This window comes from Rhodococcus sp. OK302 (assembly GCF_002245895.1).
In the GTDB taxonomy this organism is placed as follows: Bacteria; Actinomycetota; Actinomycetes; order Mycobacteriales; family Mycobacteriaceae; genus Rhodococcus_F.
The window spans coordinates 1613949-1639009 of sequence record NZ_NPJZ01000001.1; the positions used below are offsets into that span (position 1 = coordinate 1613949).

Genomic DNA, 25061 nt, shown 5'->3' on the forward strand with positions numbered 1-25061 from the left:
TGTAACGCCGAAATGTGTGAATTGCGTAATTGAAATCGGACATTGTGAAATAAAGTTCAATTGCGCTTATTTTCATGTATTGAGCAGTCTTGTGGTCGGCGATCTGACGAAAATCCGTGGCATCTGTCGGTGCTCTGCGTCACACTGGGTTCTCGGGTTGCAACGTGCGGACACGGGAGGGCTCATGACCGGAGCGATAGTTGCCGAGGGGTTGGTCAAGACTTACGGCACTCTGACAGCCTTGGACGGCATAGACCTCGAGGTGGCCGAAGGTTCGGTGATGGCGCTACTGGGGCCCAACGGTGCTGGAAAGACCACAGCGGTACGCATTTTCACTACGCTGCTCATTCCGGACGGAGGTCGTGCTCAGGTAGCAGGCTTGGACGTCGTCAAGGATGCGCGGGCGCTTCGATCCAAGATCGGTGCTTCGGGGCAGTATGCCGCGGTGGACGAGTATCTGACCGGTTACGAGAACCTCGATATGGTTGGACGCCTGTATCACTTGGGTGCAAAGAACAGTAAGGCGCGAGCACGAGAGTTGCTCGAACAGTTCGACCTCGTCGAAGCCGGAGACCGCCCGGTCAAAGGCTATTCCGGAGGTATGCGTCGACGCCTTGACCTGGCCGGCGCGTTGGTTGCACGGCCGCAAGTCTTGTTTCTCGACGAACCGACTACCGGTCTCGATCCTCGGGCCAGGCTCGGCTTGTGGGACGTCATCGAAGAACTGGTAGCGCAGGGGACAACCTTGCTGCTCACCACGCAGTACATGGAGGAAGCTGAGCGGTTGGCTGATCAGATCGCCGTCATCGATCGGGGTTCGGTCATCGCGCGCGGTACTGCCGATCAACTCAAGGCGCAGATCGGTGGTGAACGTATTGAATTGAGCGTGCATGAGAGTGAACACCTCGACATCGTCCGGCAGGAACTGAATTCGTTGTCAGTGGGCGAAATTCGAGTTCAGGAGAACGTTCGACGGATCACGATTCCTGTTGCCGACGGCACCGACGCTTTGGTCACCGCTCTCAACCTCTTGTCTGCGCGCGGCATCAAAGTGTTCGATGTCGGATTGCGCAGACCCACATTGGACGACGTTTTCCTTACCCTGACCGGGCATCAGGCTGAATTGGAGGACCAGAAATGACCATGCAAATGGCGCTCGAAGACGGTCTGACCATTGCCAAGCGAAACTTGATCAAGATCAAGCGCGTTCCAGATCTACTGGTGTTCACGACCCTCTCGCCGATCATGTTCGTGTTGCTGTTCGCGTACGTATTCGGCAGTGCGATCTCCGTTCCGGGGACGTCGTACCGTGAGTTCTTGATCGCCGGAATCTTTACGCAGACAGTGATATTCGGCGCTACCTGGACGGGACTGGGTATGGTCGAAGATCTCCAGAAAGGGATCATCGACAGGTTTCGTTCTCTACCCATGGCGCCGTCGGCAGTTTTGATCGGCCGTACATCCAGCGACGTCCTCATCAACGTGATCAGCCTGGTGGTCATGTCGCTCACCGGACTCCTCGTAGGTTGGCGTATTCACTCGAGTGTCCTCGAGGCGCTGGCCGGCTATGCGCTTCTACTGCTCTTCGCCTATGCACTGTCCTGGGTCATGGCGGTTGTCGGCCTGTGGATCCGCACTCCCGAGGTGTTCAACAATGCGAGTTTCATCGTCATCTTCCCGCTCTCGTTCATTGCGAATACGTTTGTCGAAACCACTAACCTTCCAGGACCGTTGAAGGTGATCGCCGAATGGAATCCGGTGTCCGCGTTGACGCAAGCGGTGCGTGAGTTGTTCGGGAACACCAATCCTGCGATGACGGTCCCTGACGCCTGGCCGCTGCAGAATCCTATTGTCGCTTCGCTGCTGTGGACGGGCGGCTTGCTGATCGTCTTTGTGCCGTTTGCTATTCGTCGATACCAGAAGGCGGTCGGCAGATAAGCGCATCGGTAGAGTGACGGTGTGCCGGAGTCTGAACGCGTCGACGGAAGATCCCTGCGATACGCGGGCCGACGTCAGGAGTTGCTCGACGCTTTGACACGCCACGTCATAGAAAATGGCGTCGGTGAATTGACTGTTCGACAGCTCGCGAAGGCAGTGGGCGTCTCGCATGCTTCTCTGCTCGGTCACTTCGAGACCAAAGAGAACCTTCTCGCCGAAGTCATCGAGAACATGCGTGGCGAGTCCATTCCGATGGCCGTCCCGATACAGGTCGGCGTTGATCCTGCTGGAGTGCTGACAACGTGGTGGGCCGAGCGGACAACGCCGGAGTTGTTGCCTCGCTTCGGCGTGATGATCGAGATCTACGCGTTGGCGCTTCACGACCGTGATCGGTACGGACGATTCTTCGAACGATTTGTCGGTGATTGGATCGAAGCACTTGAAATCGGTTTGCGCGGTGTCGGCTGCCCCGAGTCGGACGTGTCTTCCGTTGCGACGTTGCTACTGTCGCAGATTCGCGGACTGTCGGTGGACCTCTTGGCTACTGGTGATCGTGATCGCGTGGACCGAGCATTCGAGATGTTTGTCGAAGGTTTTGCGGCGCGGGCTCAGTCGTGGGTGCCGCCGATTTTGTCGTGACTCAGTGCGCGGGTTTGGTTCCGATCACTACCGTCGCCGAAGTCGCGTCGAGCGAGGCGGTACGGGCGCGCAACCCTCCTTGTGTGACTGATTCGAAGGTTCGTTCCACCTGTTCGGCACTGGTTTCTATGAGTAGGTGTCCGCCGGGTTCGAGCCAGGTGGCTGCGTCTGCGGCGACCCGACGTTGAACGTCGAGTCCGTCGATTCCGCCGTCAAGAGAGATCAAGGGCTCGTGAAGGCGCGCTTCGGGAGGCATGAGGCGAATGGAATCGGTTGGTACGTAAGGCGCATTGGCGACTATGACGTTGATTTGTCCGTGTAGTTCGTGGGGAAGGCAATCGTAGAGATCGCCTTCCAGGACGTGTCCGGGGGCGCTGATGTTGCGCAGGGCGCAGCGCACGGCTGCAGGTTCGACGTCGATGGCGTACAAGTCGATGGGAGAAACCTTCGATTGCAAAACTGCGCCCACTGCGCCTGAGCCGCAACATAAGTCGACGACGCGGTATCCGGGTTCGAGCAATGAGCAGGCTTGTGTGGCCAGAAATTCGGTGCGTCGACGTGGAACGAATACTCCCGGGTCGATGCGGATGCGTAGCCCGCAGAATTCAGCCCATCCGACGATCGATTCAAGTGGTTCTCCGGTGATCCGACGCTCGATCATCCGCGCGAGTTCTGACGGAGAGATTGTCGCCTCCATCAGGACGGCTGCTTCTTCCTCGGCGAAGACGCATCCCGCTGCGCGGAGGGTGGCGGCGATGGATTCTTGTTGGGAGATGAACAGGGTGCGGTTCGGCGGCGGGGGATTCGGTACTGACATAGAGAGCCTTCCGGGGTATGCCGTCTGAGCGCTCTCTCGGCCGCTACCGAAAACGGACCGTAGGAGACTGCGCCACTACTGGCTGAGCGGTAATGGGACTCACCTCCTGCGTGTTCGTTGGCCGACCTGCATGTATCGAACATGGGCACTCTATCGAAGGATGGAAGTGATCGCTCGGCGTCGGGAGAGACGCTCAGTGAAAATTTAGATTGACCAAATGGTAGGTCTGCTTTATCGTCTGAGTTTGATCGGACCAAGAGGGACGAGTGGGACGATCTTGGTGGACACAATCAGGGCAACACAGTCGGCGCAATCGGTAGGAGAAGCACTTGAGCAAGCGACTACGCAGGACGCTCATCGGGTTGGGGGCAAGCGCGTTGGTGGCGCTGGCGCTCGCGGCGCCCGCGACGGCAGTACCTACAGGCAGCCCTGGCGAGGTGGTGAGCCAGGAGCTGCTCGGGCCCGATCGAGTGTTGCCCGGCGCCGTGACCGCGACCAAGGTGACGTACTGGTCGCAAGGTCCGAAGGACGCGCCGATGATGAGTACCGGCGTGGTTTATCGCCCGGTGGGCACCCCTCCCGAAGGTGGTTGGCCGGTCATCTCGTATGCGCACGGAACAGTCGGGGTCGCAGATCAGTGCGCGCCGAGTAACAGTGGGCGCACGTCGATCTACCTGGGTTATTGGCTGGAACAGGGTTACGCAGTGGTGGCAACGGACTACGTGGGACTCGGAACGCCGGGCGTCCACCCGTACCTCGACGGACGGTCCGCCGCACACAGCGTTGTCGACATGGTGCGCGCCGGTCGCAGCGTAGATGGTGACCTGTCGAGCAAGTGGGTCGCGATGGGTCAGTCGCAAGGCGGTCAGGCGACAATGTTCACCGCTTCACTTGCCACCGAATATGCTCCGGAACTGGACTACCGCGGCGCCGTCGCCACCGGTGTTCCCTCCAATATCGAAAACCTTGTCCCGCTCGGTGGGCCCGCCTTCCCGGCGCTCCCACTGAAGGGCACGACGGTGTACATTGCGAATGTTCTTGACGGACTGCGTGCTTCGCGTCCGGATATCGACGTCGACTCGTATCTGACGCCACTGGGGAAGACCATTCTCGACGACGTCGAGAACAACATGTGCTACTCCGAAGCGAGTGCCAAGTACGGAACTGTTCCACTCGGGCAGGTTCTGTCGAAGTCGCTGAACAATCCGACGTTCATGAATGCGGCGCGCGAGTTGCTTACCGTTCCGACATCCGGTTACGACCGCCCGTTCTTCCTCGGTCAGGGACTTGAGGACAGGGATGTCCCGGCACCGCTGACGCTGAAGTTCGCGGCAGATCTGGCCTTGAACGGGGTGGATTTTGCGTTCCACACCTACCCGACGGATCACTTGGGGACCGTTCCGGCATCGATGCCGGACAGTACTCCTTTTGTGGCGGCACTGTTTTCGGGCCGGCATCCGTGCACGGGTAGCTTTTGCTGACTCGCACGATCTATCTCGCATTCACTCCGCGAAGGTATGCGTCGATCGGAATCTGAAGTCGTCGAATACGTTCGGTCTTTCCGGGTTCGGCAGTGTCACGGCTTCGCGACCCCAAGCAGTGATCGAAGATCAACCCTTCCAGGAGGCTCAGGAAATCTGCCGCCGCGGTGTCGGGATCAGCAATCCCGGCTGAGAAGATTTCTTGCGCCTTCTGCTGTGAAAACAAGCTTCCCGCAAGAAGTTTGCATAACTCCGGGTTTCCGCGCATCTCCAGGAGCAGTGCGTGTCGTGTGATCAGTTCGTTTCGTCGGTGTGTGAGTAGATCGTCGAGATATTCGGCGGTCAATCGAGTGGGGTCGATGTGCTTGCCGACGAGTTCGATGAAGGTCGATCGTGATCGTTCCACGATGTGCAGTGCGATCGCCTCGAGGAGCGCTTCGCGTGTTCGGAAATAGTACGAGGTCGAGCCGGCAGGCAGTTTCAATGAATGATCGACAGCACGATGGGTGAGTGCGCGCGGTCCTTGGTCGGCGATGATCACGACAGCGCATTCCGCGATGAGGGTCCGGCGGTCAACCTTCATATTCGCTCCTGTTGCGTCGCCGGGGTCACATTGACTCGGTCGGTCCGAGGCCTCTAGCCTCGACTCTACAGATGTAGAGGAGTCTCATGGTACTGGACGAAGCGCAGTTGTCGGCACGTGAATCCCTCGACGCTTTGCGGGCGAAAATCACTGCCGGCAGGGTTGGCGGTGGGATCTACCTGTGGGGAGGCGTCGGGCGCGGAAAAACCATGCTGATGGACGAGTTCTACAACAGTCTTTCAGTGGACAAGCGGCGCATTCACTTTCATCAGTTCTTTGCGGATCTGCATGCGCGAGCGCATAGTCTCGGATCGATGGGCTCGGCATTGGAGCGCGTGGTCGACGGAATTCGAGTGCTGTGTTTCGACGAATTCCACATCGACGACGTCGCCGACGCCATGTTCATGGCGAGGGTTCTCGACACGATCGTTGCGAAGGGCGTGACTGTTGTTGTCACGTCCAATGTTCCGCCGACGGAACTCCTTCCCAATCCGCTGTTTCACGAGCAGTTCGTGCCGTCGATCGAGTTGATCGAGAAGACTTTGGACATCATCGAGTTGAGTGGTGCGCTCGACTACCGAATCGGCGGAAGCGGGGGCGACGGGGACGGGCGGTTTGCGTCGGGAGAGTTCATTGTCGATGCAGGTTTCACTCCGCGCCCGCGCGAGCCAGTTCAGTTGAGAATCGGGTCGAGGACACTCGTGTGTGAGGCGATTCGGGGTGGGGTCGTCTGGTTTGATTTCGAAGTGCTCTGCAACGGATCAACTTCTGCAGCAGACTATCTCCACCTTGTCGATCGTTTCGATGAATGGGTTGTCTGCGGAGTGCCGGTCCTGGCCACTGCGTCGGAGTTCTCGGTTCGGCGATTCGGAAACGTCGTCGATGTTCTCTACGACGCGGATGTGCGACTGACGATTTACGCCGATGCAGATCTCGAAAAAGTGGCGGGCACCCTGCGAGATGTTCCGGGTCTCGCCCGGCTTTTCAGTAGGTTGTCGCTTATCCAGATGCCGTCGTCAGTGTGGCCGTCAATGCTGCCGTCACATACGGGGTGAGATTCTCGACGACGCGTGAGACTATCGCGGTAGCTACATCGAGGGGTCGCAACGGCGCACTCGGGGCCAGAGGGAGTGCCGGGGCCGGGGAAGGTGCACTTTTTTCCATCATCGGTTGATACGTACCGTGTTTCGTGAAGTATCCGAAGACGGAGTCTACAAACTGTTCAGGTGCTTCGCTCGGTTCGGGCATATTGCAGATGCCATCGCCTTCGATGCAGATTTCTTGCACCGGTATGTCGCCGAATCCATCCCGGGTACCGGCCATCGTGGCTCCGGGAACAACATTCGGGATCACAGTTTCTATGCCGCCCTGGGAGTTTCGCGGGTCTGCATACAGGACGCCTTCCACTCGAGACTGGGGGATGGACCCGTCGCGAGCGATGTCGCCGAGAACGTCGCCGGCAATCCGTGCACCTTGGGAGTAGCCGGTGATGACTACGTTGCTGTCCGGGCACTGAGCGTGAAAGCTGTTGACGTCAGCTCGAAGTGATCGAACTCCGACGGCCACACTTTCGTCGTACGTCTGGTCGCCGAGCGGCCAGAAGCTAGCGGGATATGTCACCGGTTTGGCTGCGTAACCACGGGATGTGTAGCGGTCGGTGACAGGTTGTGTGGTCTGGCCCGTCGGATCCCAGGTCCCGCCCACCGAGAACACTGCACCCACAGGGCAGGAGTTTGTCGACGCGGTGGCTGTGGCCGAGGTAGCGGACACGCCTGCGATCCCCAAGACCGTCGCGCACACAATTGACAGGGAGTGCTTCCTCATCGGCCCGTCTCCATCTACCCGTGGTCCGACGCGATTCGTTCGGTACTTGAGGAGAATGGTGACGGTGTGATGAGTCCTGCTGGTGTTGCGCAGGTAAACACGACGTTGCACGTGGTGTTTACACCGCGTGGGAGTGGCTTAACTCACCCGCCGGGTACCTGCGGCGGATTGTCCGGCACAACCACGGCGGCGATTGCCTTGGCGATGGGAACCGCATTGTTGGGGGTGGGGTTAGCGGTGAGGCCGAGTGTTGCGTAAATGACGATGGTCGTCTTGGTCTGCGGTTCGTACAGTGCAACACCGTTGTATCCACCGTAGGCCGGGTTCATGGCGAGCCACCCGTCCATGTGCAGGGTTCCGAACGTGAAGAACTTGTCGGTGGTCATGTTCGACAGGCCGGCTGTTGTGGGTGCCATCTGTTCTTGGAAGGCTTTGTCGGAGAGCAGCTCACCGGTCCCGAGTGCGCGAACCCACTTTCCCATGTCTGCGACCGTCGAGTTCATGTTGCCACTGTGCAGAAAGGCTGTGGGATTCCAGAAAGTGGAATCTTCGAATACACCGCGTTCGGTCGTGTAGCCGTGTAGGACAGGGTCAGGCATCTGAGGAGTCAGTGCCACGCGGCTGGCAGTCATGTCCAGTGGATCGAAAATGCGTTGCTGCAGTAGGTCGGTCAGCGATTGGCCGGTTGCCTTCTGCACGACTTCGCCGAGCAATGTCAGGTCACTGTGTGAGTAGGCGAAACTTGTGCCGGGCGGAAACAAGGGTGGTCGGGAGTTGGCCAAGTCGAGGATTTCCGACGCGGTCCATCCTTGAATCGGGTTGGCGTAGAGGCGTTTCTCGAAGTCGGGGTCGGTCACGTAGTCGGAAATGCCGGTGGTGCTGTTGGCAAGCATTCGTGGAGTGATCTGGTCGGAACGAGGAAAGTCCGGCTCCCACTTGGCAATCGGCTCGTCGAGGGGGAGGGTACCGGCCTCGTCGAGTTGGAGCAGAACCGTCGACAGCATCGGCTCCATGGGTTGTCCGACGCGTAGTTGCATATCGGCTGTTGCGGGAACTCCGAGTGGAGAATCGCCGACAGCGCCAGTGGCAATCTCGACGTCATCGCGCCACACCCCGAACACTGCCGCGCTGAGACCGAGATCGGTGACTTGCTGACGGACGATGTCGGATATCCGTTGGGACTCCGGGCTGTTGTGAGCGTTCGGGGCAGCGCCGTGAGTGGCACTGCCCGTACTGGTTGTGGTGCCTTCGTCGGATCCGCAGGCGGCAGTGGTGGAGGCGATGGCGACGACGACCAGCATCGATGCTGCTGTGACGAGCACACGGCGATTCGAGAAACTCATGCGTGACGTTCCCTTCATAGCGGGAGTCGAGCAGTGCGACTCGAGCGCCTGTCGCAATCGTCTGAATTTACCGCGATCGGATCACATTCGACAGTATTTCGGCGGATGGGCTTCGACCAGAACTGCCCCTCCACACAAAATGCCCGCCATCTCCATGATGGAGGTGGCGGGCATTTCACACGTATGGACTTACGGCAGAAGCTGGTTCAGGAAGGTGTTGCTGAATACCTTGTGCGGGTCGAGCTGGTTGAACGCCGCGTTGGCGGTGTCCCAGTTGTTGTTGACGGGGACACCGTCACGGTAGGTCTGGGGGAGGTCGTGTTCGATGATCTGGGCGTCCTTGTACGGTAGTTCGCTGCTGAACGCCCAGCCCTTGGACCATTCGGGGCGGAAGGTCGCGTTGTCGTCGTTGAAGTGGCTGCGCATCCACTGTTCCATTTCGCGGTAGAACGCGAACATGCCGGGCGTGCCGGGGACGCCGAGGACGTTGAGCCAGATCGCGGTGTCCCACTCGGGGTGGTCGGGGCGGGGGCGCATCGCGGAGATGGTGGGGGCGCCGGCGGAGGGGACCTGGACGTCGGCGTCTTGGTCGAGGCCGCAGCAGCGGATTTCGACGGGGCCGTTGAGGGGGAACTGGCCGAGGGAGCGGTAGTGCTCGATGCGGCTGTTGTACCACTGGGTGAAGTCGTGGATGACCTGGCCGATGTTGGCGCGGGAGGTGATGACGGCGCCGCCGCCTTCGGTCAGGCGGAGGGTGGTGGCTTTGATGTAGAACTGGACGTCTTTGGACCAGCCCCAGATGTCGCTGGCGTTGGTGACGGCGAGGCCGGCGACGGTGGTGGTGTACATCATCTGCCCGAATGCGGGTGCGATGGAGGGGTTTCCGGCGTTGATCGCGGCGATCATGTCCGTGAGCGGTTCGGGGAGGTTGTCGGAGAAGATGTAGTTGTAGGGTCCGGTGACTTCACGGGAGGTGGCGGGTTTGGTGGGTTCGAGGGACCACACCTTCATCCACGGCTTGTCGGTGAAGGGGTACCAGATGGCTTCGGCGCGGCCGTTGTCGCGGACGAAGTTTTCGAAGGTGCGTCCGGGGGTGCCCTTGGCGGCGAAGAGTTCCTGCCAGCCGATGTCGGTGTAGCTGACGCAGCGTTGGCGGTAGTTCGGGGAGGCCTGCAGGGTGACGGCGGTGATGAAGGTGCGGCCGAGGTTGGTCAGCAGCGGGCGGATGGCGGTGTCGGCGCGGTCGTAGGTTTTGAGGGCGTATTCGGTGCCGTTCCAGATCACTGCGGTCAGGGAGGTGACGAGGTTGGAGAGGGAACCGAAGGTTTGTCCGGGGACGGGTGTTTCGCCTTCGGCGGGCAGGGCTGCGCCGTGGGCGTCGACGGCGAGGCAGCCGGCGATGGAGAGGACGCCGGGGGCGGGGAGGTTCGCGAAGCCGAGGTTTTCGGCTTGGAGGGCGGTGGTGATGGCGTCGAGGGTGGCGCCGGGTCCGGCGGTGACGGTGGGGACGGGTCCGGCGGCGTCGATGTTGACCCAGTTCAAATGCACCATGGTGTCAGCCAAAATGACTTTGTCGCGGGGGGCGCCGTTGACGATGGTCAGGGGGGTCCAGCCGTGCATGGCTCCGCGGGGGCGGATGGTGTAGCCGTTGGCGTGGCCCCAGTTAGCCAATCGGACTGCGTCTTCGGGGGTTTTGGGGGCGCAGGTCCAGATGGTGTCGAGCATGATTTCTTTGGACCAGTTTTGGTAGGCCTGTTGGTAGAGGGCGATGCCTTCGGGGAATGCGGGGGGTGTGGGGAGTGTGGGGACGGGGCCGGCGGATCCGAGGCTGCTGCTTCCGGCGGGGATGGCGTAGGCGGGGGTCCAGGTGCCGGTGAGGGTGGTGGCGGCGACTGCGCTGGCTCCGGCGGCTGCGGCGATGAATCCGCGGCGGGTCAGTCGGGTTGTTTCGTTGTGGGCCGTCATGTTCGAGCTACTCCATCGGGGGTTGAGAACTGCAATGAATTCGACAGGTGGATATCAAGCAAGGGTGAGAACTACATCGGCCAGGGCGGGAGTTTCACGCTCCTGCACCAATGCAGAGATCAAGAGTTGCCCTTGGTCTTTCCAGATCCGGATACTCAAGTTCTCGCCCGGAAATACTACACCGGCAAACCGGGCGCGAAACCCGGCTACCTGCGAACTATCGCCGTCAAGCATGGTATCTACTGCGGCCTTGCAGACCATTCCGTACGTGCACAATCCGTGCAAGATGGGTGCCGGAAATCCTGCTGCGGAAGCGAATTGAGGATCCGAGTGCAGCGGATTGCGATCACCGCACATCCGGTACAGCAGAGCCTGCTGGGGGAGAACCGGCAGCAGAATCTCGGCGTCCGGCTCGCGATCAGGCAACGAAACCGACTCCGAGGGGCCACGTTCACCGCCGAATCCGCCTTCTCCGCGCGCGAAGATAGAGGAGCGCGCAGTCCACAGTGGATTGCCTTCGGCGTCGACGGTCACCGACTCCTGGACGATGACCGCAGCCTTGCCCTTGTCCCATATCTCGGAGATTCGAGTTGTGGTGCGTCCATTCCCACTAGCCGGGATCGGTTGGTGGACGGTAACTTCCTGGCTTCCGTGAACAACCTTGGCCAGATCTATCTCGATGCCGGGGAACGAAACCTTGGGAGCTTCGGTTGCGTGGAAATTGGCTGCGACTGTCGCGAAGGTCGGCAGCACCTGCGGCTTGGTGTCGTCGAGGTAGCGCAATTCGTTCGTGTCGAGCGGGCGTGCTCCGGCGCCGAGCGCCAGATGGTAGTGCTGCACGTCCGACGGGGTCCACGAAAATTCTTGTGGCGCAAGCTCTGCGCCCAGAGCGATGCTGGGATCAATTGGCATTGTCGACTCCGGCGTCTGCGGTGCTGGCCTTGGCCTTCTTCACACGATCGGCAATGTCGAGAACGGCAAGATAGCCGAAAGTCATTGCGGGACCGATGGTTGCGCCGGGACCGGCGTACGTATGGCCCATGACGGGGGCGCTGGCATTACCCGCGGCATAGAGGCCGTCGATGACACTGCCGTCTTCACGAAGTGCGCGGCCGTTGACGTCGGTGCAGATTCCGCCCTTGGTTCCGAGGTCTCCCGGAACCATCTTGATGGCGTAGAACGGTGCCTTGCTGATCTCGCCGAGGCTAGGGTTCTTCAGTCGCGGGTCGCCGTAGTACGCGTCGTAACCGCTGTCGCCGCGACCGAAATCTTCATCCTTGCCGCTGCGTGCGAAGCCGTTGAACCGCTCCACCGTCTCGGTCAAAGCGGAGACGGGAAGCCCTGTCTTCTCGGCCAATTCGGCGATTGTTCCCGCCTTCACGACGACGCCGGCCTTGAGCCAGCGGCCGGGGAAGGGCGAGCGCGGCGTGATGCCGGCGAACGTGTAGCGGTTGCGGTAACGCTGATCGAGGATCATCCACGTCGGGATGTTCTCGCCCGGGCCTTCACCCTGGCCGAATTCTCCGCCGTACATCGCATGCGTTGCTTCCACATACGGTGCCGCTTCGTTGCCGAAACGCTTGCCGGACGTGTTGACCATCATCGAACCGGGGAGCGTGCGCTCCGACAAAGCGAACCACGGTCCACCCGTCAGCGGGATTGACGGACCCCACCAAGCGTCGTCCATGAAATCGACTGCAGCGCCAAGCTTCTGGCCCGCCACGATGCCGTCGCCGGTATTTGCTTTTGCGCCGACGGTCCATTCGGTGCCGATGGGGCCGCGCTGGTACTTCTCGCGCATTTCCTTGTTGTGCTCGAACCCGCCCGAGCCGAGGACGACGCCGTGGCGAGCATGGATGACCTGCTCTTCGCCGTCGATCAGGACGTTGACGCCGCGAACTGCGCCGTCTTCGGTGTACAGCGAGGTAAGCGGTGTGTTCAGCAGGATGGGGACACCGGCCGACTGGAGGCCGAGTCGCATGCCGGCAACAAGCGCCTGGCCGCGAACGAGGAGGTCTTTGCGGGTTGCCTTGGCTGCGAGGAATCGCATGCCGACCTTCATTGCGCGCAGCGGTCCGCGCGGGTTGCGCATCAGCAGGTTGAGCCACTTGTAGTCGGCCTGGGTGATGACGAAGTTCTTGGGTGCCTTGACGTAGTCGGGTTCGAGGTTCTTGCGGTCGGCGCCCAACTTGTTGCCGTCGAACGGGGTGGGCTCGACGCTGCGTCCGCCGACGCGTCCGCCGGGGGCTTCGGGGTAGTAGTCGGAGTATCCGGGAACCCACTGCAGTTCGAGGGGGCTGTTCTTCAGGACGAAGGACAGCATTTCCGGTCCGCGGTCGAGATAGGTGTCGATCCGCTCGGGGGCGACGACGTCGCCGATGATGCTGTGCAGGTACGAACGCGCAGCCTCGGGTGTATCGCTCACCCCGGCAGCCTGAAGTGCTTCGTTGTTGGGGATCCAGACGCCACCGCCTGATCGGGCGGTGGATCCGCCGTAATGGGCGGCCTTCTCCACGATGACCACACTCAAACCCTGATGGGCCGCGGTCAAGGCCGCTGTCATACCTGCTGCACCACTACCGACGACGACAATGTCGTATTCCTGCTTGCTCATGTAGAACACGTTATAGAATGATGGGGGTGTCAGTCCATGCTTTCTGCCAGGAAGTATTTCCGACCACTGTCAGTGATAACGAAACACGTTGCAGTGAAATTGAGGATGGTGCGGTGTGACCTGGGATACTTCGGTTGATGTCCTCGTGGTCGGGTTCGGGGTGGCGGGCGCCAGCGCGGCTCTCGAAGCCGTAGCGGCAGGTTCGTCGGTGATGGCGATCGACCGGGCATTGGGCGGCGGCGCCAGCACCATTTCGGGCGGCGTCGTCTACGCGGGCGGCGGAACGTCGGTTCAGCAGGAAGCCGGAATCGACGACAGTCCGGAGGCCATGCTCGCGTATCTCGAACGCGAGGTCGGCGACGCAGTAGCTCCCGAGACCTTGCGGCGTTTTGTCGACGAAAGCCCCGCGATGATCGACTGGCTGGCTAGTCACGGCGTGCCGTTCGAAGCGTCACTCTGCCCGTACAAGACCTCCTACCCGAGCAACAAGTACTACCTGTACTACTCGGGCAGTGAGTCTGCCGGCGGATTCCGCGACGCGGCCAAACCCGCACCTCGCGGACATCGCGCCAAAGGCCCCGGTACGTCCGGGAAGATGCTCTACGGACCCCTGGCGAAATCAGCTGCGGCAAAGGGCGTGCAGTTGCTCGGCCAAACCCGTGCAGACCAGTTGATCATCGAGGACGGACGAGTCATCGGCGTCGAGGCATTCACGCTCCGTGACGCACCGGCAAGTGTTCGGCGTCGTCACGCCATGCTCGGCTCGATTTCATCCAAGCCTGGTGTCTACGCTCCACAGTTGCGCACGATTCTCGACGCCCGTATCCGCAAGATCGAGAAGAAGTACGCCAAGAAGATTCGCATCCAAGCTCGTGGCGGCGTAATCCTCACGGCGGGTGGATTCGTCTCCAACCGCGACATGATGCGTACCCACGCCCCCGCCTACAAGGGCGGAATCCCGCTCGGCACTTCCGGTGACGACGGCAAGGGAATTCAACTCGGTATTGACGCCGGCGGGGCCACTGACAAGCTCGGTAACGTCTCCGCCTGGCGATTCATCGTGCCGCCCAGCGCTTTCCTCGGTTCCCTTCTGGTGAACCCGACGGGCGAACGGATGGTCGACGAGTCTCGTTACGGCGCGGCCCTCGGTCATGCGATGGTCGAGAAGAGCAGTGGAATCGGCTGGTTGCTTGCCGATTCCAGTCTGGTTCGTGAAGCGAAAGCTCAAATCCCCGATCAATCGATGTGGTTTCAGCGGATCCAGACCACGGGAATGATGCGAACCGCAGTACACGGCAACACCATTGCCGAGGTGGCGAAGAAGGCCGGTATCGATGCGGCCGGACTTCAGGCCACCGTTGACGCCCACAATGCTGCGGCTGCAAGCGGGCAGCCCGATCCGATGGGCAAACCAGCCGACTTCGTGCGGCCGGTACTGACGGCGCCGTTCACGATGTACGACGTCTCGGTCAAGCCCAGCATGATGAATCCGTGCCCGATGTTGACGCTTGGTGGTTTGGTTGTCGACGAGAGCACCGGTGCTGTGAAAAATGGAGACGGGCAAGGCATCCCCGGCCTTTATGCCGCCGGCCGTAGTGCTGTCGGAATTTGTTCCAACTCGTACGTGAGCGGGCTGTCGCTCGCTGACTGTGTGTTCTCGGGCCGCCGCGCCGGACTGCACGCGTCTACTTTTTCCGACGCTCGGAAAGTCTGAAAGCCACGCGAAGTTGCGACTGCGTCGTAAGCTCGGTGTGTGACTGACGTATTGGACGGAAAAATTGCAGTGGTGACCGGCGCGTCCTCAGGTTTGGGGCGCGCCGTATCCGAAATTCTGACCCGAAGGGGCGCGCAGGTTTTCGGTGTTGCCCGCGGCGAAGAGCAGCTTCGGCAATCGATGATCGATGTGGCGGGTGCTGTTGGCGAGCAGAGGTATTCGGCTTCCGATGTTTCTGATTCCGCGCAATGTGCTGCGGCGGTTCAGAAGTGCGTCGACACTCTCGGTGGTATCGACATTCTGGTCAACGTTGCCGGTTCGCACACGCTCCGCCACACGGCCGAGATTGCCGATGACGAGTGGGCACATGATCTCGCCGTGAACCTCAACGGACCGTTCTTCCTCTCTCGCGCAGCACTTCCGCATCTGCTCGAGCGCGGTGGCAACATTGTCAACGTGTCCTCGATTGCCGGGCTCGAAGGGCAGGCCTACTCGGCCGGATACTGCTCCGCCAAGCATGGACTGATCGGGCTCACCCGGGCCATGGCGATGGAGTTCACCGGAAAGGCCTTGCGCGTCAACGCCATCTGCCCCGGCGGCATGATGACTCCGCAGGTCACTGGCTTCACCTTTCCGGACGGCGTCGACTTCGACCTCGTGATGAAGGTTGCCTCGCCTCGCGGTCTCATGGAAGCAGAAGACGTCGCGAAGATGGTGGCGTTCATCGCCTCCGACGACGCGTCCGCGATCCATGGTGCCGTGTACTCGGTAGACAACGGAAAAATGGCATGACACCGCTGGTCTCGGGACCGATCTTCCAGATCTGCTGGGTGGTGGAGGATATCGCCGCTGCCGAGCGGGAGTTCACCGAGAAATGGGGAGTTCGGCGCTGGCTACGCTTGCCCGACATCGCATTCGGCCCCGAGACCACCACGTACCGCGGCAAGCCGGCGGAGTACACCATCCATGTGTCACTGGGCTATGTCGGAACTCAGCAGATCGAGCTGATCCAGCCGGTTTCGGGACAAAATCTCTATACCGAGTTCCTCGAGAAATGTGGAGTGGGTGTCCACCATGTGGCGTGGGTACCAGACGATTACGAGGAAACTCTCGCGGAAGCCGGCCGTCGTGGGATGCCGATCGTGCAACAGGGGTGCGCCGGTATGGAATTTGCGTACCTGGATGGCGGCGCCTTGGGTGGATACGTGGAACTGATGAAACTCACTCCGGAGATTCGCCTGATGTTCGACTCCCTCATCGACGATTGAAAATCTTCGGCCAGTAAGCATTCGTCTCGGCGGGAGTTCCGCGAAAACCCAGATACCCGTCGGGGCGAATGATGAAGGCGGAGTGATGTTCTACTCCGTAGGCGGCGCAGAACTCGGAGTTGTCGTCACGAATGACCGGGAGGGTGGAGTCGACGACCGCCGATGCAATCACGTACACATCCACACGGCCGTGAGTGCTTCGACGTGCTGCGGCAGCGCATTCCTCCAATTGGTCTATGCTCGTTGATGATCCGTCGGTACACAGAAGTAGCGTGTGGTTCGCACCGGCGAATAACTCGAACAACCTGAACGAGAATTGAACGCCGTCGCGCTGGAGGCCCCGCGCATCGGGGGCGCGCTCGCCAGGCTGAACATCCTGGCTTGTAGCCACCCGTCCGGTGTTCAGCGGGCTGGCTGGATAGTCGATCAGTAATTGCGCCTGACGACGCATCGCGGTATCGAGGGAGGGCTCGCCGGCACCGATACCTTCACTCGCATTGCGTACCGTCATTCCGACGACTTCCTCACCGACGGGACGCCTTTCGGCGTCGTAGGTGTCGAGAAGCTCCGGTGCGGCGATACCCTCGACGGCCAGCGCAAGTTTCCAGGCAAGATTGTGGGCATCCTGAATTCCGGTGTTCATGCCCTGTGCGCCGGTCGGTGGATGAATATGGGCGGCATCGCCGGCAATGAAAACCCTTCCACGGTTGTAGGCGTCGACGATGCGGTGGCTGATACGGAAGACAGATGACCAGCGCAAGGACGACGCCGTTGTGGGTTCGGGAGACAGTCGGTCCAGAACTGCCTGAATGTGATGAAGCTGCGGAGCCTTGCCCGACGAAAATCCGTGGGCAACAGCGTCAGCGCTCGCTGGATCTGGCATCAGTTCATCGGGGACGAGCATCGACATCCGATATCTCTTGTGGCCGGGCAACGGTATACAGACCAACAGATCGTCGACCGCTCCCGCATTGTCGACATGGCTCGCCCGGATCGCATATCCACGGGGGACCGACCAATCCACTTCGACGTCACCGAGCATGTAACTTTCGGCAAATGCAGCGCCCTCGAAAGTCAACCCCAAACCTTTGCGGACAACGCTGTGCGCGCCGTCGCAACCCACCAGATAGCGAGCCTGCACCTCGGTTCCGTCGCTGAGGACGCACGTGACGCCGGCATCGGTCTGCTCGAAACCGGTAAGGGCCAGACTGCGCTCGATTGCCGTGCCGAGTTCACTCAGTCTGGCGGTCAGGATCTTTTCGGTCTCGTATTGAGGCAGGCCCATGAAGGTGTACGGAACATCCTCGGGCAGCATGAGATCTATCCGTCCCACCTCCGTGCCGTTGGTGTACATGATCTGTCCGCGAAGGATGGCCGACGCGTCGAGGATCTGCCCGAGGACGCCCATATTCTCGAAGACTTCGAGAGTCCGGGGTTGAATGCCAACAGCTTTGGCATACGGGAGTGGTTTCTCGAGGGGATCGACGATCCGAATGTTGACTCCGCGCCGGCGCAATTCGATGGCGGTGGTCAATCCGATGGGGCCGGCGCCCGCGATGAGTACATCGATATCCATAAGGACCTACTGAGGTAGGGGACTTTCACTGAATCTCAGTATGCGCGACCAACGGAGTGAATTTCCGGTTTTAAAGGTTGTACTTTCACAGCCCGAAGCCCGACTCCAATTCCGACAACGCCTCAACGATCAGGGGATCGAAGTCGTCGGCGAGCACCACGTCGGCTTTGGCAGGGAAGTAGCGGAAGAAGGTGCTCTCCGAGATTTCGCAGGCGTCGATGATCTGTTGCACGGTTGTCGCGTCGTAGCCGCGCTCTTGGAACAACCGAAGTGCATGCTCCTGGATGGAGGCTCGGGTGTGGGCCTTCTTGCGCTCGCGGAGACCGACGGGCCGCAGTTCATCGTGATTCGGCATGAGAGTTGCCCTGCGGCAGGAAAAGTAGAGCCAGACCGAACCCGACCACCGCGATACCGGTAGCCGCGAGGAGCGAGGTATCCATACCGTGGACAAACGCGGTCCGCACGGACTCGAGCAGTGACGCCGAACCGCTTCGTTCCGCAACGGATACACCGCCGAAGACGCTCTCGCGCACCATCGTCGCCGCGTCGGGTGGTAGCGCGCTGACATCGATGCGAGACAAGTAGCCGGACGTGAGAACTGCACCCAGGATTGCGGTGCCGAAGGGGCCTCCCACTTTGTTGACGGCTTGCAGGACTGCGGAACCGACGCCGCTGCGTTCCTCGGAGAGTTCAGTGAGGGCGGCAGATGCCGAGGTCGACATGGCCAGTCCCATTCCGAGTCCGACGAGCGCCATCCATCCGGCAACAAACGCGCCACTCGAGTCGGCGCTTGTAAAGGAACCGAAAGCGAAACCTACTGCAAGAAAGGCAAACCCGAGTGCGACGGTAACTTTGGCGCCGAGTCTGGAGGCGAGGCGATCTGCAGGAACGGCGCCCACCACGAGACCGGCGATCAACGGTAGTAGCCGGATCCCGGATCCCATCGCGTCGGTCCCGAGTACGCCCTGGAAGTACTGCGGCATGGTGAACAGTCCGCCGATCATCGCAAGCACTGCAACGGCAGCCAGGATCACGCCCCACATGAATGATGCCGACTGGAACAACGTCAGGTCCAGTAGCGGTTGTCCGTCGGGGCGACGACTCAGCCGTCGTTCCCACTGGAAGAATCCCACCAGCACCAGGATTCCGGCGGCCATGGAGAGCAATGCGGCGATGTCGGTCCAGCCGTCCTGTCCGGCTTTGATCAGGCCGTAGGTCACCGCCACCAGCCCTGTCGACGACGAGGCCATGCCGATCGGATCGAGGCCCGGTCGTTGCGCTGCACGGGATTCCGGCACCAAAGCCGTGACGGCAACTATCCCGATCAGTACTACCGGCACATTGAGTAGGAAGACCCAGCCCCACCAGTAATGGGAAAGAAGCCAACCTCCCAGAATGGGCCCGAGTGGGAGTGCGACGAAGTTGGCGGCGGCCCAGACCCCGACGGCTTTCGGGCGTTCCTCTTTGCTGAAGAGAACGGTGAGCGCGGAAATCGCCATCACGATTACCCCGGCTCCGGCCAGTCCCAGAATTACTCGCGCGGCGAGGAAACCGGTTGGTGACGTCGAGTACGCGGAAGCGATCGAACCGACTGCAAAGAGTGACAAAGCGATGAGCATGAGCTTCTTGCGACCGTAGCGGTCGCCGAGAAGTCCAGCGGGGAGCATGGCCGCTGCGAGTACGAGAAAGTAGGCCGACGAGAACCACTGCAGGTCGGACTCGGAGGCGTGGAGGGTGTCGGCGAGTGTCGGGAGGGCGACGCTCAGGATCGTTCCGTCGAGGCCGACGGCAAGCACTGCGAGGCTCACGGCACCGAGGGCCCACCAGCGCCGGGGGCCGAGATCTGTTGTGACTGTGATTTTTGAGGTGTTAGCTGAGACTGCGTCATTCATGATCGGGTCAGTCATGACTGTCTCCTTCAATCGAAGGTAACTGCCACAAAAATTCTAACTCCGACGACTGGCAACGAGTGAGGGCCGACCCGATCGGGTCGGCCCTCACTCTGCGTAATTGTGGTCAGCTGGTTTCCGGATCACGCACCGAAATTGTGCCGTCCACAACGGCATCGGCGATGCTGTCGTGGAGCTGCGGGCAACCATCTTTCAGAGCGGAAGTCTGCCCCGACGCGATGGCGTCCTTGAAGGTGTGGCACCGAAGCGCCGGATCGGAGGTCCACTGAATGCTGGTGTGCTTGTACGTGTTCTTTCGAACCAGTACACAAGCGCCACAAGCTTTGCAGTCGACTTCCTGCAAGCCCGAATCCAGGTATTCGTGTTTGTCTTCGACGGTCTGAGCGGCGATTGCCTCGAGCCGTGCCGGCTGCCCGGCAAAGTCCGGAGCCTTGGCCCAGCGGTGGTCACGAATCGAGGCGCTCACGATTAAACCTCTGCTTCGTTCTTTGCCGCGGCTTCGGCGGCTTCCTTCTCGGCCTTCTGGCGTGCGAGGTTTTCTTCGACCTCGAGCTGCCAGGCTTCGTTGGCCTTGGTGGTGTCGACCTCGAACTCGAAGCGCTGCGTCATCTTCTCGGTGACGTCAGCCTTATCGACGTAGAACTGCTCGTACCAGCGTCGAAGCTGGTAGACCGGGCCGTCTTCCTCACAGAGCAACGGGTTTTCGATCTTGGTCTTGTTCTTCCAGATCACGACGTCCTGGAGGAAACCTTCACTGATGCCCTCGGTGAACTTGGCAGCCAGCCTGTCGGAGACCTCGTCTGTGAGGCCCGTGGGCTTCTTGACTGTCACACCCCACTGCAGCACGAAGGAGTCCGGGCTGATCGGGTAGTGGCAATTGATGAGAACGCTCTCGACCTCGAACCCGCTGTAGCTGTTCCACAGGGGGTTGACCATGTACGACGGTCCGTAATACGCGGCCTCGGACCGAAGCAGGGAGTCTCCGCCGTACTGCGACGCCATTCCGATGTCGGGGCGTCCCGTGGTGTTGAGGTACTGGGTTGCGACTTCACCTTCGAAAACGTTCTTGAAGTAGGTCGGGAAGGCGTAGTGGATGTAGTAGAAATGCGCCATGTCCACGACGTTGTCGATGATCTCGCGGCAGTTGGAGCCTTCGATGACCATGGAGTTCCAGGTCCAGTCGGTCCACTCGTCGCTGTAGGCGCCTTCGATACGCGGGATGACGATGTCCTCGGGCGGGGGATTGCCCTCGGGGTCATTCCAGACGAAGAGCTGAGCGTTCTGCTCGAGGGTGTGCCAAGCGCGCGTGCGAGCGAGCGGGGGGACACGACGTGCGTAGGGAATCGCGGTGCACTTTCCGTTGCCGCCCCAGCGCCAGTCGTGGAACGGGCAAGCGATGGAATCGCCCTTGACCTCGCCTTGTGTGAGGTCACCGCCCATGTGGCGGCAGTAACCGTCAAGGACCTTGATGTCGCCCTTGGTGTCTGCGAACACTACGAGCTTGGTACCGAAAGCCTCGATCGCGTGCGGTTTGCCGTCTTTGAAGGTCTTCAGAAGACCCAGGCAATGCCACCCGCGGGCGAAACGGGTCTGTACCGTTCCCACGTCGATCTCGCGAATTTGCGCCATTGTGACGTCACATCCCTTCATGCTGTTAATAGAACACGTTATAGAACGAACTTCAGTTTCGCTAGATATCGGAGGTACTTGTTACAGCATTGCGGCTACAAACGAGACCTCAGTCGGCGTCTCGACAGAAAAGAGAACGTGTTCTAGTCTCAAGTGTAAGTGAACCATCCGATCGGGAAAGACAGGAGCGTCGAAGTGGGTAACCATGACAGCCACGAGGTGATGCAGAGGCTCGACGCACTGCTGCCGGCACTGCGTGAGCGGGCACAGGAAGCAGAGGACCTTCGTCGTATTCCCGACGAGTCCATCAAGGCTCTGCAGGAGACGGGCTTCTTCCGACTCCTCCAGCCGAAGCAGTGGGGCGGATACGAAGCCGATCCCACGCTGTTCTACTCGGCAGTGAAGAAGATTGCCAGTGCCTGCGGATCGACAGGTTGGGTCTCCTCGATCATCGGTGTACACAACTGGCACCTTGCTCTCTTCCCTCAGCAAGCGCAGGAAGACGTGTGGGGCAACGACTCTGACGTCCGCATCTCGTCCTCCTATGCACCGATGGGAATGGGCGAAGTTGTCGAAGGCGGCTACAAGGTCAACGGCGCATGGGCATGGTCTTCGGGCTGCGACCACGCAAGTTGGGTCGTACTCGGCGGACCGGTCATCAAAGACGGTCGACCCGTCGACTTCGTGAGCTACCTGATTCCTCGCGAGGACTACCAGATCGACGACGTCTGGAACGTAGTCGGCCTGCGCGGAACCGGCTCCAATACCGTTGTGGTCAAGGATGCTTTTGTCCCGTCGCACCGCGTTCTCAGCTTCCGCGCTATGAGTGAACTGACCGCTCCGGGCCTCGAGAACAACACGGCTCCCGTGTACAAGATGCCGTGGGGAACCGTTCACCCCACCACGATTTCCGCGCCCATCGTCGGAATGGCATACGGCGCTTACGAAGCCCACGTCGAGCATCAGGGCAAGCGTGTTCGTGCAGCGTTCGCCGGCGAGAAGTCCAAGGACGATCCGTTCGCGAAGGTTCGTATCGCCGAGGCTTCCAGCGACATCGATGCAGCCTGGCGTCAGCTTGTCGGCAACGTCGCCGACGAGTACGCGTTGATCCTTGCAGGCGAAGAGGTTCCGATGGAACTGCGTCTGCGCGCCCGCCGCGACCAGGTGCGCGCCACCGGTCGTGCCATCGCGTCGATCGACAAGCTCTTCGAGAACTCCGGTGCCACAGCGCTGCAGAACGGCACGCCGATCCAGCGCTTCTGGCGTGACGCTCACGCCGGCCGTGTCCACGCAGCCAACGACCCCGAGCGTGCCTACGTCATGTTCGGCACGGGCGAGTTCGGCCTTCCGATCACCGACACGATGGTCTAGGGGAGACGCAGTGACCACCACCGAAGAATCACTCACCTACGAGTCCACCTCGCGTTTCGCGCAGGTACGCCCCGATCTGAAACTGCACTTCCACGAAGCCGGCGTCGGCAACGACCAAACCATCGTGCTGCTGCACGGCGGTGGACCCGGCGCATCGTCGTGGTCGAACTTCGCACGCAACATTCCGGTGTTGGCGAAGAACTTTCACGTCATCGCGGTTGATCAGCCCGGCTACGGTCAGTCCGACAAGCCAACCGAGCATCCGCAGTACTTCGCGCACAGCGCGTCGGCGCTCAACGATCTCCTGGACACTCTCGAGATCACGGGACGCGTAGACCTACTGGGTAATTCGCTCGGTGGTGGCGCTGCGGTCCGCTTTGCGCTCGACTACCCGGATCGCGCCGGACGGCTTGTCCTCATGGGCCCCGGCGGACTCAGCGTCAACCTCTTTTCGCCGGATCCCACCGAGGGTGTCAAGAACCTCGGAAAGTTCAGCTACCAGCCGACGCGTGAAAACCTCGAAGCATTCCTGCGCATCATGGTCTTCGATCAGAAGCTCATCACGCCGGAACTCGTCGACGAGCGGTTTGCTGCTGCCAGCACGCCGGAGTCACTTGCCGCAACCAAGGCAATGGGGAAGTCCTTCTCCAGCGGCGACTTCGAACTCGGTATGCTCTGGCGTGAGGCGTACAAGCTTCGCCAGCGTGTGCTCCTGATCTGGGGCCGCGAAGATCGCGTCAATCCGCTCGACGGTGCGCTGGTCGCACTCAAGATGATTCCGCGTGCGCAGCTTCACGTCTTCGGCGGCTGTGGCCACTGGGCGCAGCTCGAAAAATTTGACGAATTCAACCGGCTCGCAACCGATTTCTTGCTCGACGGAGGTAAGTGATGGGTATTCGTTCACTGGCATACATGCGCATCGGGGCCACCGACATGGCCGCGTGGCGTGATTACGGCCTCAAGGTCCTCGGCATGAACGAGGGCAAGGGCGTCGACGCGAATTCGCTGTACCTGCGGATGGACGATTTTCCGGCGCGCCTCGTCATAGTTCCGAACGAGACGGATCGACTTCTCGTCTCGGGCTGGGAGACCGCGAATGCAGCGGAGCTGCAAGACATTCGTGATCGTCTGTCCGCTGCCGGCGTTCCCTTCAAAGAGGGCACAGCGGAGCAGTTGAAGGACCGGCGCGTTGTCGAACTGATCGCATTCGAGGACACCTCGGGTAACTCCCTCGAAGTGTTCCACGGTGTCGCGCTTGAACATCGACGCATCGTGAGCCCGTACGGACACAAGTTCGTGACGGGTGAGCAGGGCCTCGGCCACGTCGTACTCACCACCGACGACGACGACGCTTCGCTGCGGTTCTACCGTGACGTCCTCGGATTCACGTTGCGGGACTCGATGCGTCTGCCACCGCAGATGGTCGGCCGGCCTGCAGACGGAGATCCGGCCTGGCTCCGGTTCCTCGGCTGCAACCCGCGCCATCACAGCCTCGCGTTCCTGCCGTTCCCCAACCCGACGGGCATCGTGCACCTGATGCTCGAGGTGGAGAACTCCGACGACGTCGGGCTGTGCCTGGACCGTGCGCTGCGCAAGAACGTCAAGATGTCCGCGACGCTCGGGCGCCACGTCAACGACGAAATGTTGTCCTTCTACATGAAGACACCGGGCGGATTCGACATCGAATTCGGCTGTGAGGGACTCGAAGTCGAAGACGAAAGCTGGATTGCGCGTGAAAGTACGGCAGTAAGTCTGTGGGGTCACGACTTCACCGTCGGAATGAAGCCGTGAGTACCCCCGCGCTCGACCCACGGCAGTTCCGCACAGTTCTGGGTCAGTTCTGCACCGGGGTCACCATCATCACGACAGTTGACGATGGTGAGCCCGTGGGCTTTGCCTGCCAGTCTTTTGCCGCGCTCTCCCTCGATCCGCCCCTGGTGTTGTTCTGCCCCACCAAGGGTTCTCGATCCTGGGCGGCAATCGAGAAGACCGGCAAGTTCGCTGTCAACGTGTTGGCAGAAGAGCAGCAGTCCGTGTGTGCGCGTTTCGGCTCGCGTGAGCCGGACAAGTTTGCCGGTATCGACTGGACACCTTCACCATTGGGTTCGCCGATCATCGACAACTCGCTGGCACACATCGACTGCACCGTCGAAACCGTCCACGACGGCGGCGATCACTACGTCGTCTTCGGTCGCGTCTCGTCAATGAGTGAGATCAAAACCGAACGCCCGCTGTTGTTCTACCGCGGGCAGTACACGGGTATCGAGCCGGACAAGACCGTGCCGGCTCAGTGGCGGGACGATCTGGAAGCGTTCCTGACCACGATCACGGAAGATACCTGGCTCTAGGGGCCTCCGGCCCCTGTGCGCCTTTTTGGTAGTTGGGACAG

Annotated in this window: 24 protein-coding genes; 12 read left to right on the forward strand and 12 right to left on the reverse strand. The window is 60.7% G+C overall.

The window, feature by feature from the left end:
- Positions 1-184: 184 nt before the first annotated feature.
- Genes BDB13_RS07360 through BDB13_RS07370 form a run of 3 tightly spaced genes read left to right on the forward strand, consistent with a single transcriptional unit; the run spans position 185 to position 2577 of the window.
- Positions 185-1141 carry an ATP-binding cassette domain-containing protein gene (locus BDB13_RS07360; RefSeq protein WP_094274746.1) on the forward strand — a complete coding sequence of 319 codons (957 nt, stop codon included), beginning with the start codon at positions 185-187 and terminating at the stop codon, positions 1139-1141.
- On the forward strand, positions 1138-1938 hold the full coding sequence (locus BDB13_RS07365; RefSeq protein ID WP_094271064.1) for an ABC transporter permease: 801 nt from the start codon (positions 1138-1140) through the stop codon (positions 1936-1938). The genes BDB13_RS07360 and BDB13_RS07365 overlap by 4 nt, the downstream gene beginning before the upstream one ends.
- Positions 1939-1959: 21 nt before the next feature.
- The gene (locus BDB13_RS07370; RefSeq protein ID WP_094271065.1) at positions 1960-2577 is read left to right on the forward strand and encodes a TetR/AcrR family transcriptional regulator; all 618 of its coding nucleotides are present in this window, start codon (positions 1960-1962) and stop codon (positions 2575-2577) included.
- 1 nt (position 2578) lies between these two features.
- On the opposite strand, the gene BDB13_RS07375 is transcribed toward BDB13_RS07370, so the two are convergent.
- Positions 2579-3394 (reverse strand): putative protein N(5)-glutamine methyltransferase, encoded by an 816-nt coding sequence (locus tag BDB13_RS07375; RefSeq protein ID WP_094271066.1) that lies wholly within the window; start codon positions 3392-3394, stop codon positions 2579-2581.
- 329 nt (positions 3395-3723) lie between these two features.
- Here BDB13_RS07375 and BDB13_RS07380 point away from each other — a divergent pair, with 329 nt between their 5' ends.
- Entirely contained in the window at positions 3724-4875 is a 1152-nt protein-coding gene (locus tag BDB13_RS07380; RefSeq protein WP_094271067.1) for a lipase family protein, read from the forward strand.
- Between the two features lie 10 nt (positions 4876-4885).
- On the opposite strand, the gene BDB13_RS07385 is transcribed toward BDB13_RS07380, so the two are convergent.
- Complete coding sequence (locus tag BDB13_RS07385; RefSeq protein WP_094271068.1) at positions 4886-5458, reverse strand: TetR/AcrR family transcriptional regulator; 573 nt, start codon at positions 5456-5458, stop codon at positions 4886-4888.
- An 86-nt stretch (positions 5459-5544) separates the two neighbouring features.
- Here BDB13_RS07385 and zapE point away from each other — a divergent pair, with 86 nt between their 5' ends.
- On the forward strand, positions 5545-6513 hold the full coding sequence (gene zapE, locus BDB13_RS07390) for a cell division protein ZapE (protein ID WP_094271069.1): 969 nt from the start codon (positions 5545-5547) through the stop codon (positions 6511-6513).
- On the opposite strand, the gene BDB13_RS07395 is transcribed toward zapE, so the two are convergent.
- The 5 genes from BDB13_RS07395 to kstD form a co-directional block, all read right to left on the reverse strand.
- Positions 6458-7282 carry a PE-PPE domain-containing protein gene (locus tag BDB13_RS07395; protein WP_254922742.1) on the reverse strand — a complete coding sequence of 275 codons (825 nt, stop codon included), beginning with the start codon at positions 7280-7282 and terminating at the stop codon, positions 6458-6460. The genes zapE and BDB13_RS07395 overlap by 56 nt on opposite strands.
- 143 nt (positions 7283-7425) lie before the next feature.
- The gene (locus tag BDB13_RS07400; protein WP_094271070.1) at positions 7426-8625 is read right to left on the reverse strand and encodes a serine hydrolase domain-containing protein; all 1200 of its coding nucleotides are present in this window, start codon (positions 8623-8625) and stop codon (positions 7426-7428) included.
- Between the two features lie 189 nt (positions 8626-8814).
- On the reverse strand, positions 8815-10590 hold the full coding sequence (locus tag BDB13_RS07405) for a cholesterol oxidase substrate-binding domain-containing protein (protein ID WP_094271071.1): 1776 nt from the start codon (positions 10588-10590) through the stop codon (positions 8815-8817).
- A 54-nt stretch (positions 10591-10644) separates the two neighbouring features.
- Positions 10645-11502 carry a MaoC/PaaZ C-terminal domain-containing protein gene (locus tag BDB13_RS07410; protein WP_094271072.1) on the reverse strand — a complete coding sequence of 286 codons (858 nt, stop codon included), beginning with the start codon at positions 11500-11502 and terminating at the stop codon, positions 10645-10647.
- On the reverse strand, positions 11492-13204 hold the full coding sequence (gene kstD, locus BDB13_RS07415; RefSeq protein ID WP_176459539.1) for a 3-oxosteroid 1-dehydrogenase: 1713 nt from the start codon (positions 13202-13204) through the stop codon (positions 11492-11494). Before kstD ends, BDB13_RS07410 begins: the two co-directional genes overlap by 11 nt.
- Positions 13205-13319: 115 nt before the next feature.
- Here kstD and BDB13_RS07420 point away from each other — a divergent pair, with 115 nt between their 5' ends.
- From BDB13_RS07420 to BDB13_RS07430, 3 genes are read left to right on the forward strand one after another with little or no spacing between them, the layout of a single operon-like run.
- Positions 13320-14918: an FAD-binding protein gene (locus BDB13_RS07420; protein WP_094271074.1), complete on the forward strand. Its 1599-nt coding sequence runs from the start codon at positions 13320-13322 to the stop codon at positions 14916-14918.
- Between the two features lie 39 nt (positions 14919-14957).
- On the forward strand, positions 14958-15710 hold the full coding sequence (locus tag BDB13_RS07425; RefSeq protein WP_094271075.1) for an SDR family NAD(P)-dependent oxidoreductase: 753 nt from the start codon (positions 14958-14960) through the stop codon (positions 15708-15710).
- On the forward strand, positions 15707-16186 hold the full coding sequence (locus BDB13_RS07430) for a VOC family protein (protein WP_094271076.1): 480 nt from the start codon (positions 15707-15709) through the stop codon (positions 16184-16186). The genes BDB13_RS07425 and BDB13_RS07430 overlap by 4 nt, the downstream gene beginning before the upstream one ends.
- Here the strand turns inward: BDB13_RS07430 and BDB13_RS07435 are convergent.
- The 5 genes from BDB13_RS07435 to BDB13_RS07455 all read right to left on the reverse strand — a co-directional run bounded on the left by BDB13_RS07435 (position 16173) and on the right by BDB13_RS07455 (position 21301).
- Entirely contained in the window at positions 16173-17762 is a 1590-nt protein-coding gene (locus BDB13_RS07435; RefSeq protein ID WP_094271077.1) for an FAD-dependent monooxygenase, read from the reverse strand. The genes BDB13_RS07430 and BDB13_RS07435 overlap by 14 nt on opposite strands.
- An 85-nt stretch (positions 17763-17847) precedes the next feature.
- Positions 17848-18117 (reverse strand): TetR family transcriptional regulator, encoded by a 270-nt coding sequence (locus BDB13_RS07440; RefSeq protein ID WP_094271078.1) that lies wholly within the window; start codon positions 18115-18117, stop codon positions 17848-17850.
- A complete protein-coding gene (locus BDB13_RS07445) occupies positions 18101-19669 on the reverse strand; it encodes an MFS transporter (RefSeq protein ID WP_254922743.1) in 1569 nt (522 codons plus the stop codon). Before BDB13_RS07445 ends, BDB13_RS07440 begins: the two co-directional genes overlap by 17 nt.
- Before the next feature lie 109 nt (positions 19670-19778).
- Positions 19779-20138 (reverse strand): hypothetical protein, encoded by a 360-nt coding sequence (locus BDB13_RS07450; RefSeq protein ID WP_094271079.1) that lies wholly within the window; start codon positions 20136-20138, stop codon positions 19779-19781.
- 2 nt (positions 20139-20140) lie between these two features.
- On the reverse strand, positions 20141-21301 hold the full coding sequence (locus BDB13_RS07455; protein ID WP_094274749.1) for a Rieske 2Fe-2S domain-containing protein: 1161 nt from the start codon (positions 21299-21301) through the stop codon (positions 20141-20143).
- 195 nt (positions 21302-21496) lie between these two features.
- On the opposite strand from BDB13_RS07455, the gene hsaA reads away from it, so the two are divergent.
- The 4 genes from hsaA to hsaB are packed head-to-tail and all read left to right on the forward strand — an operon-like array spanning position 21497 to position 25020.
- Positions 21497-22672, forward strand: coding sequence for a 3-hydroxy-9,10-secoandrosta-1,3,5(10)-triene-9,17-dione monooxygenase oxygenase subunit (gene hsaA, locus BDB13_RS07460; RefSeq protein ID WP_094274750.1), 1176 nt, complete (start codon positions 21497-21499; stop codon positions 22670-22672).
- Between the two features lie 10 nt (positions 22673-22682).
- On the forward strand, positions 22683-23561 hold the full coding sequence (gene hsaD, locus BDB13_RS07465) for a 4,5:9,10-diseco-3-hydroxy-5,9,17-trioxoandrosta-1(10),2-diene-4-oate hydrolase (RefSeq protein ID WP_094271080.1): 879 nt from the start codon (positions 22683-22685) through the stop codon (positions 23559-23561).
- Entirely contained in the window at positions 23561-24463 is a 903-nt protein-coding gene (gene hsaC, locus BDB13_RS07470; protein WP_094271081.1) for an iron-dependent extradiol dioxygenase HsaC, read from the forward strand. The genes hsaD and hsaC overlap by 1 nt, the downstream gene beginning before the upstream one ends.
- Positions 24460-25020, forward strand: coding sequence for a 3-hydroxy-9,10-secoandrosta-1,3,5(10)-triene-9,17-dione monooxygenase reductase subunit (hsaB, locus tag BDB13_RS07475; protein ID WP_094271082.1), 561 nt, complete (start codon positions 24460-24462; stop codon positions 25018-25020). The genes hsaC and hsaB overlap by 4 nt, the downstream gene beginning before the upstream one ends.
- The last annotated feature ends 41 nt before the right edge of the window (positions 25021-25061 follow it).

What these genes read in the sequence shown, in the direction of transcription:
- BDB13_RS07360 (WP_094274746.1), top strand. Translation starts at nt 185, where the DNA reads ATGACCGGAGCGATAGTTGCCGAGGGGTTGGTCAAGACTTACGGCACT.
- BDB13_RS07365 (WP_094271064.1), top strand. Translation starts at nt 1,138, where the DNA reads ATGACCATGCAAATGGCGCTCGAAGACGGTCTGACCATTGCCAAGCGA.
- BDB13_RS07375 (WP_094271066.1), bottom strand. Translation starts at nt 3,394, where the DNA reads ATGTCAGTACCGAATCCCCCGCCGCCGAACCGCACCCTGTTCATCTCC.
- BDB13_RS07385 (WP_094271068.1), bottom strand. Translation starts at nt 5,458, where the DNA reads ATGAAGGTTGACCGCCGGACCCTCATCGCGGAATGCGCTGTCGTGATC.
- zapE (WP_094271069.1), top strand. Translation starts at nt 5,545, where the DNA reads ATGGTACTGGACGAAGCGCAGTTGTCGGCACGTGAATCCCTCGACGCT.
- BDB13_RS07395 (WP_254922742.1), bottom strand. Translation starts at nt 7,282, where the DNA reads ATGAGGAAGCACTCCCTGTCAATTGTGTGCGCGACGGTCTTGGGGATC.
- BDB13_RS07400 (WP_094271070.1), bottom strand. Translation starts at nt 8,625, where the DNA reads ATGAGTTTCTCGAATCGCCGTGTGCTCGTCACAGCAGCATCGATGCTG.
- BDB13_RS07405 (WP_094271071.1), bottom strand. Translation starts at nt 10,590, where the DNA reads ATGACGGCCCACAACGAAACAACCCGACTGACCCGCCGCGGATTCATC.
- BDB13_RS07410 (WP_094271072.1), bottom strand. Translation starts at nt 11,502, where the DNA reads ATGCCAATTGATCCCAGCATCGCTCTGGGCGCAGAGCTTGCGCCACAA.
- kstD (WP_176459539.1), bottom strand. Translation starts at nt 13,204, where the DNA reads ATGAGCAAGCAGGAATACGACATTGTCGTCGTCGGTAGTGGTGCAGCA.
- BDB13_RS07430 (WP_094271076.1), top strand. Translation starts at nt 15,707, where the DNA reads ATGACACCGCTGGTCTCGGGACCGATCTTCCAGATCTGCTGGGTGGTG.
- BDB13_RS07435 (WP_094271077.1), bottom strand. Translation starts at nt 17,762, where the DNA reads ATGGATATCGATGTACTCATCGCGGGCGCCGGCCCCATCGGATTGACC.
- BDB13_RS07440 (WP_094271078.1), bottom strand. Translation starts at nt 18,117, where the DNA reads ATGCCGAATCACGATGAACTGCGGCCCGTCGGTCTCCGCGAGCGCAAG.
- BDB13_RS07445 (WP_254922743.1), bottom strand. Translation starts at nt 19,669, where the DNA reads ATGACTGACCCGATCATGAATGACGCAGTCTCAGCTAACACCTCAAAA.
- BDB13_RS07455 (WP_094274749.1), bottom strand. Translation starts at nt 21,301, where the DNA reads ATGGCGCAAATTCGCGAGATCGACGTGGGAACGGTACAGACCCGTTTC.
- hsaC (WP_094271081.1), top strand. Translation starts at nt 23,561, where the DNA reads ATGGGTATTCGTTCACTGGCATACATGCGCATCGGGGCCACCGACATG.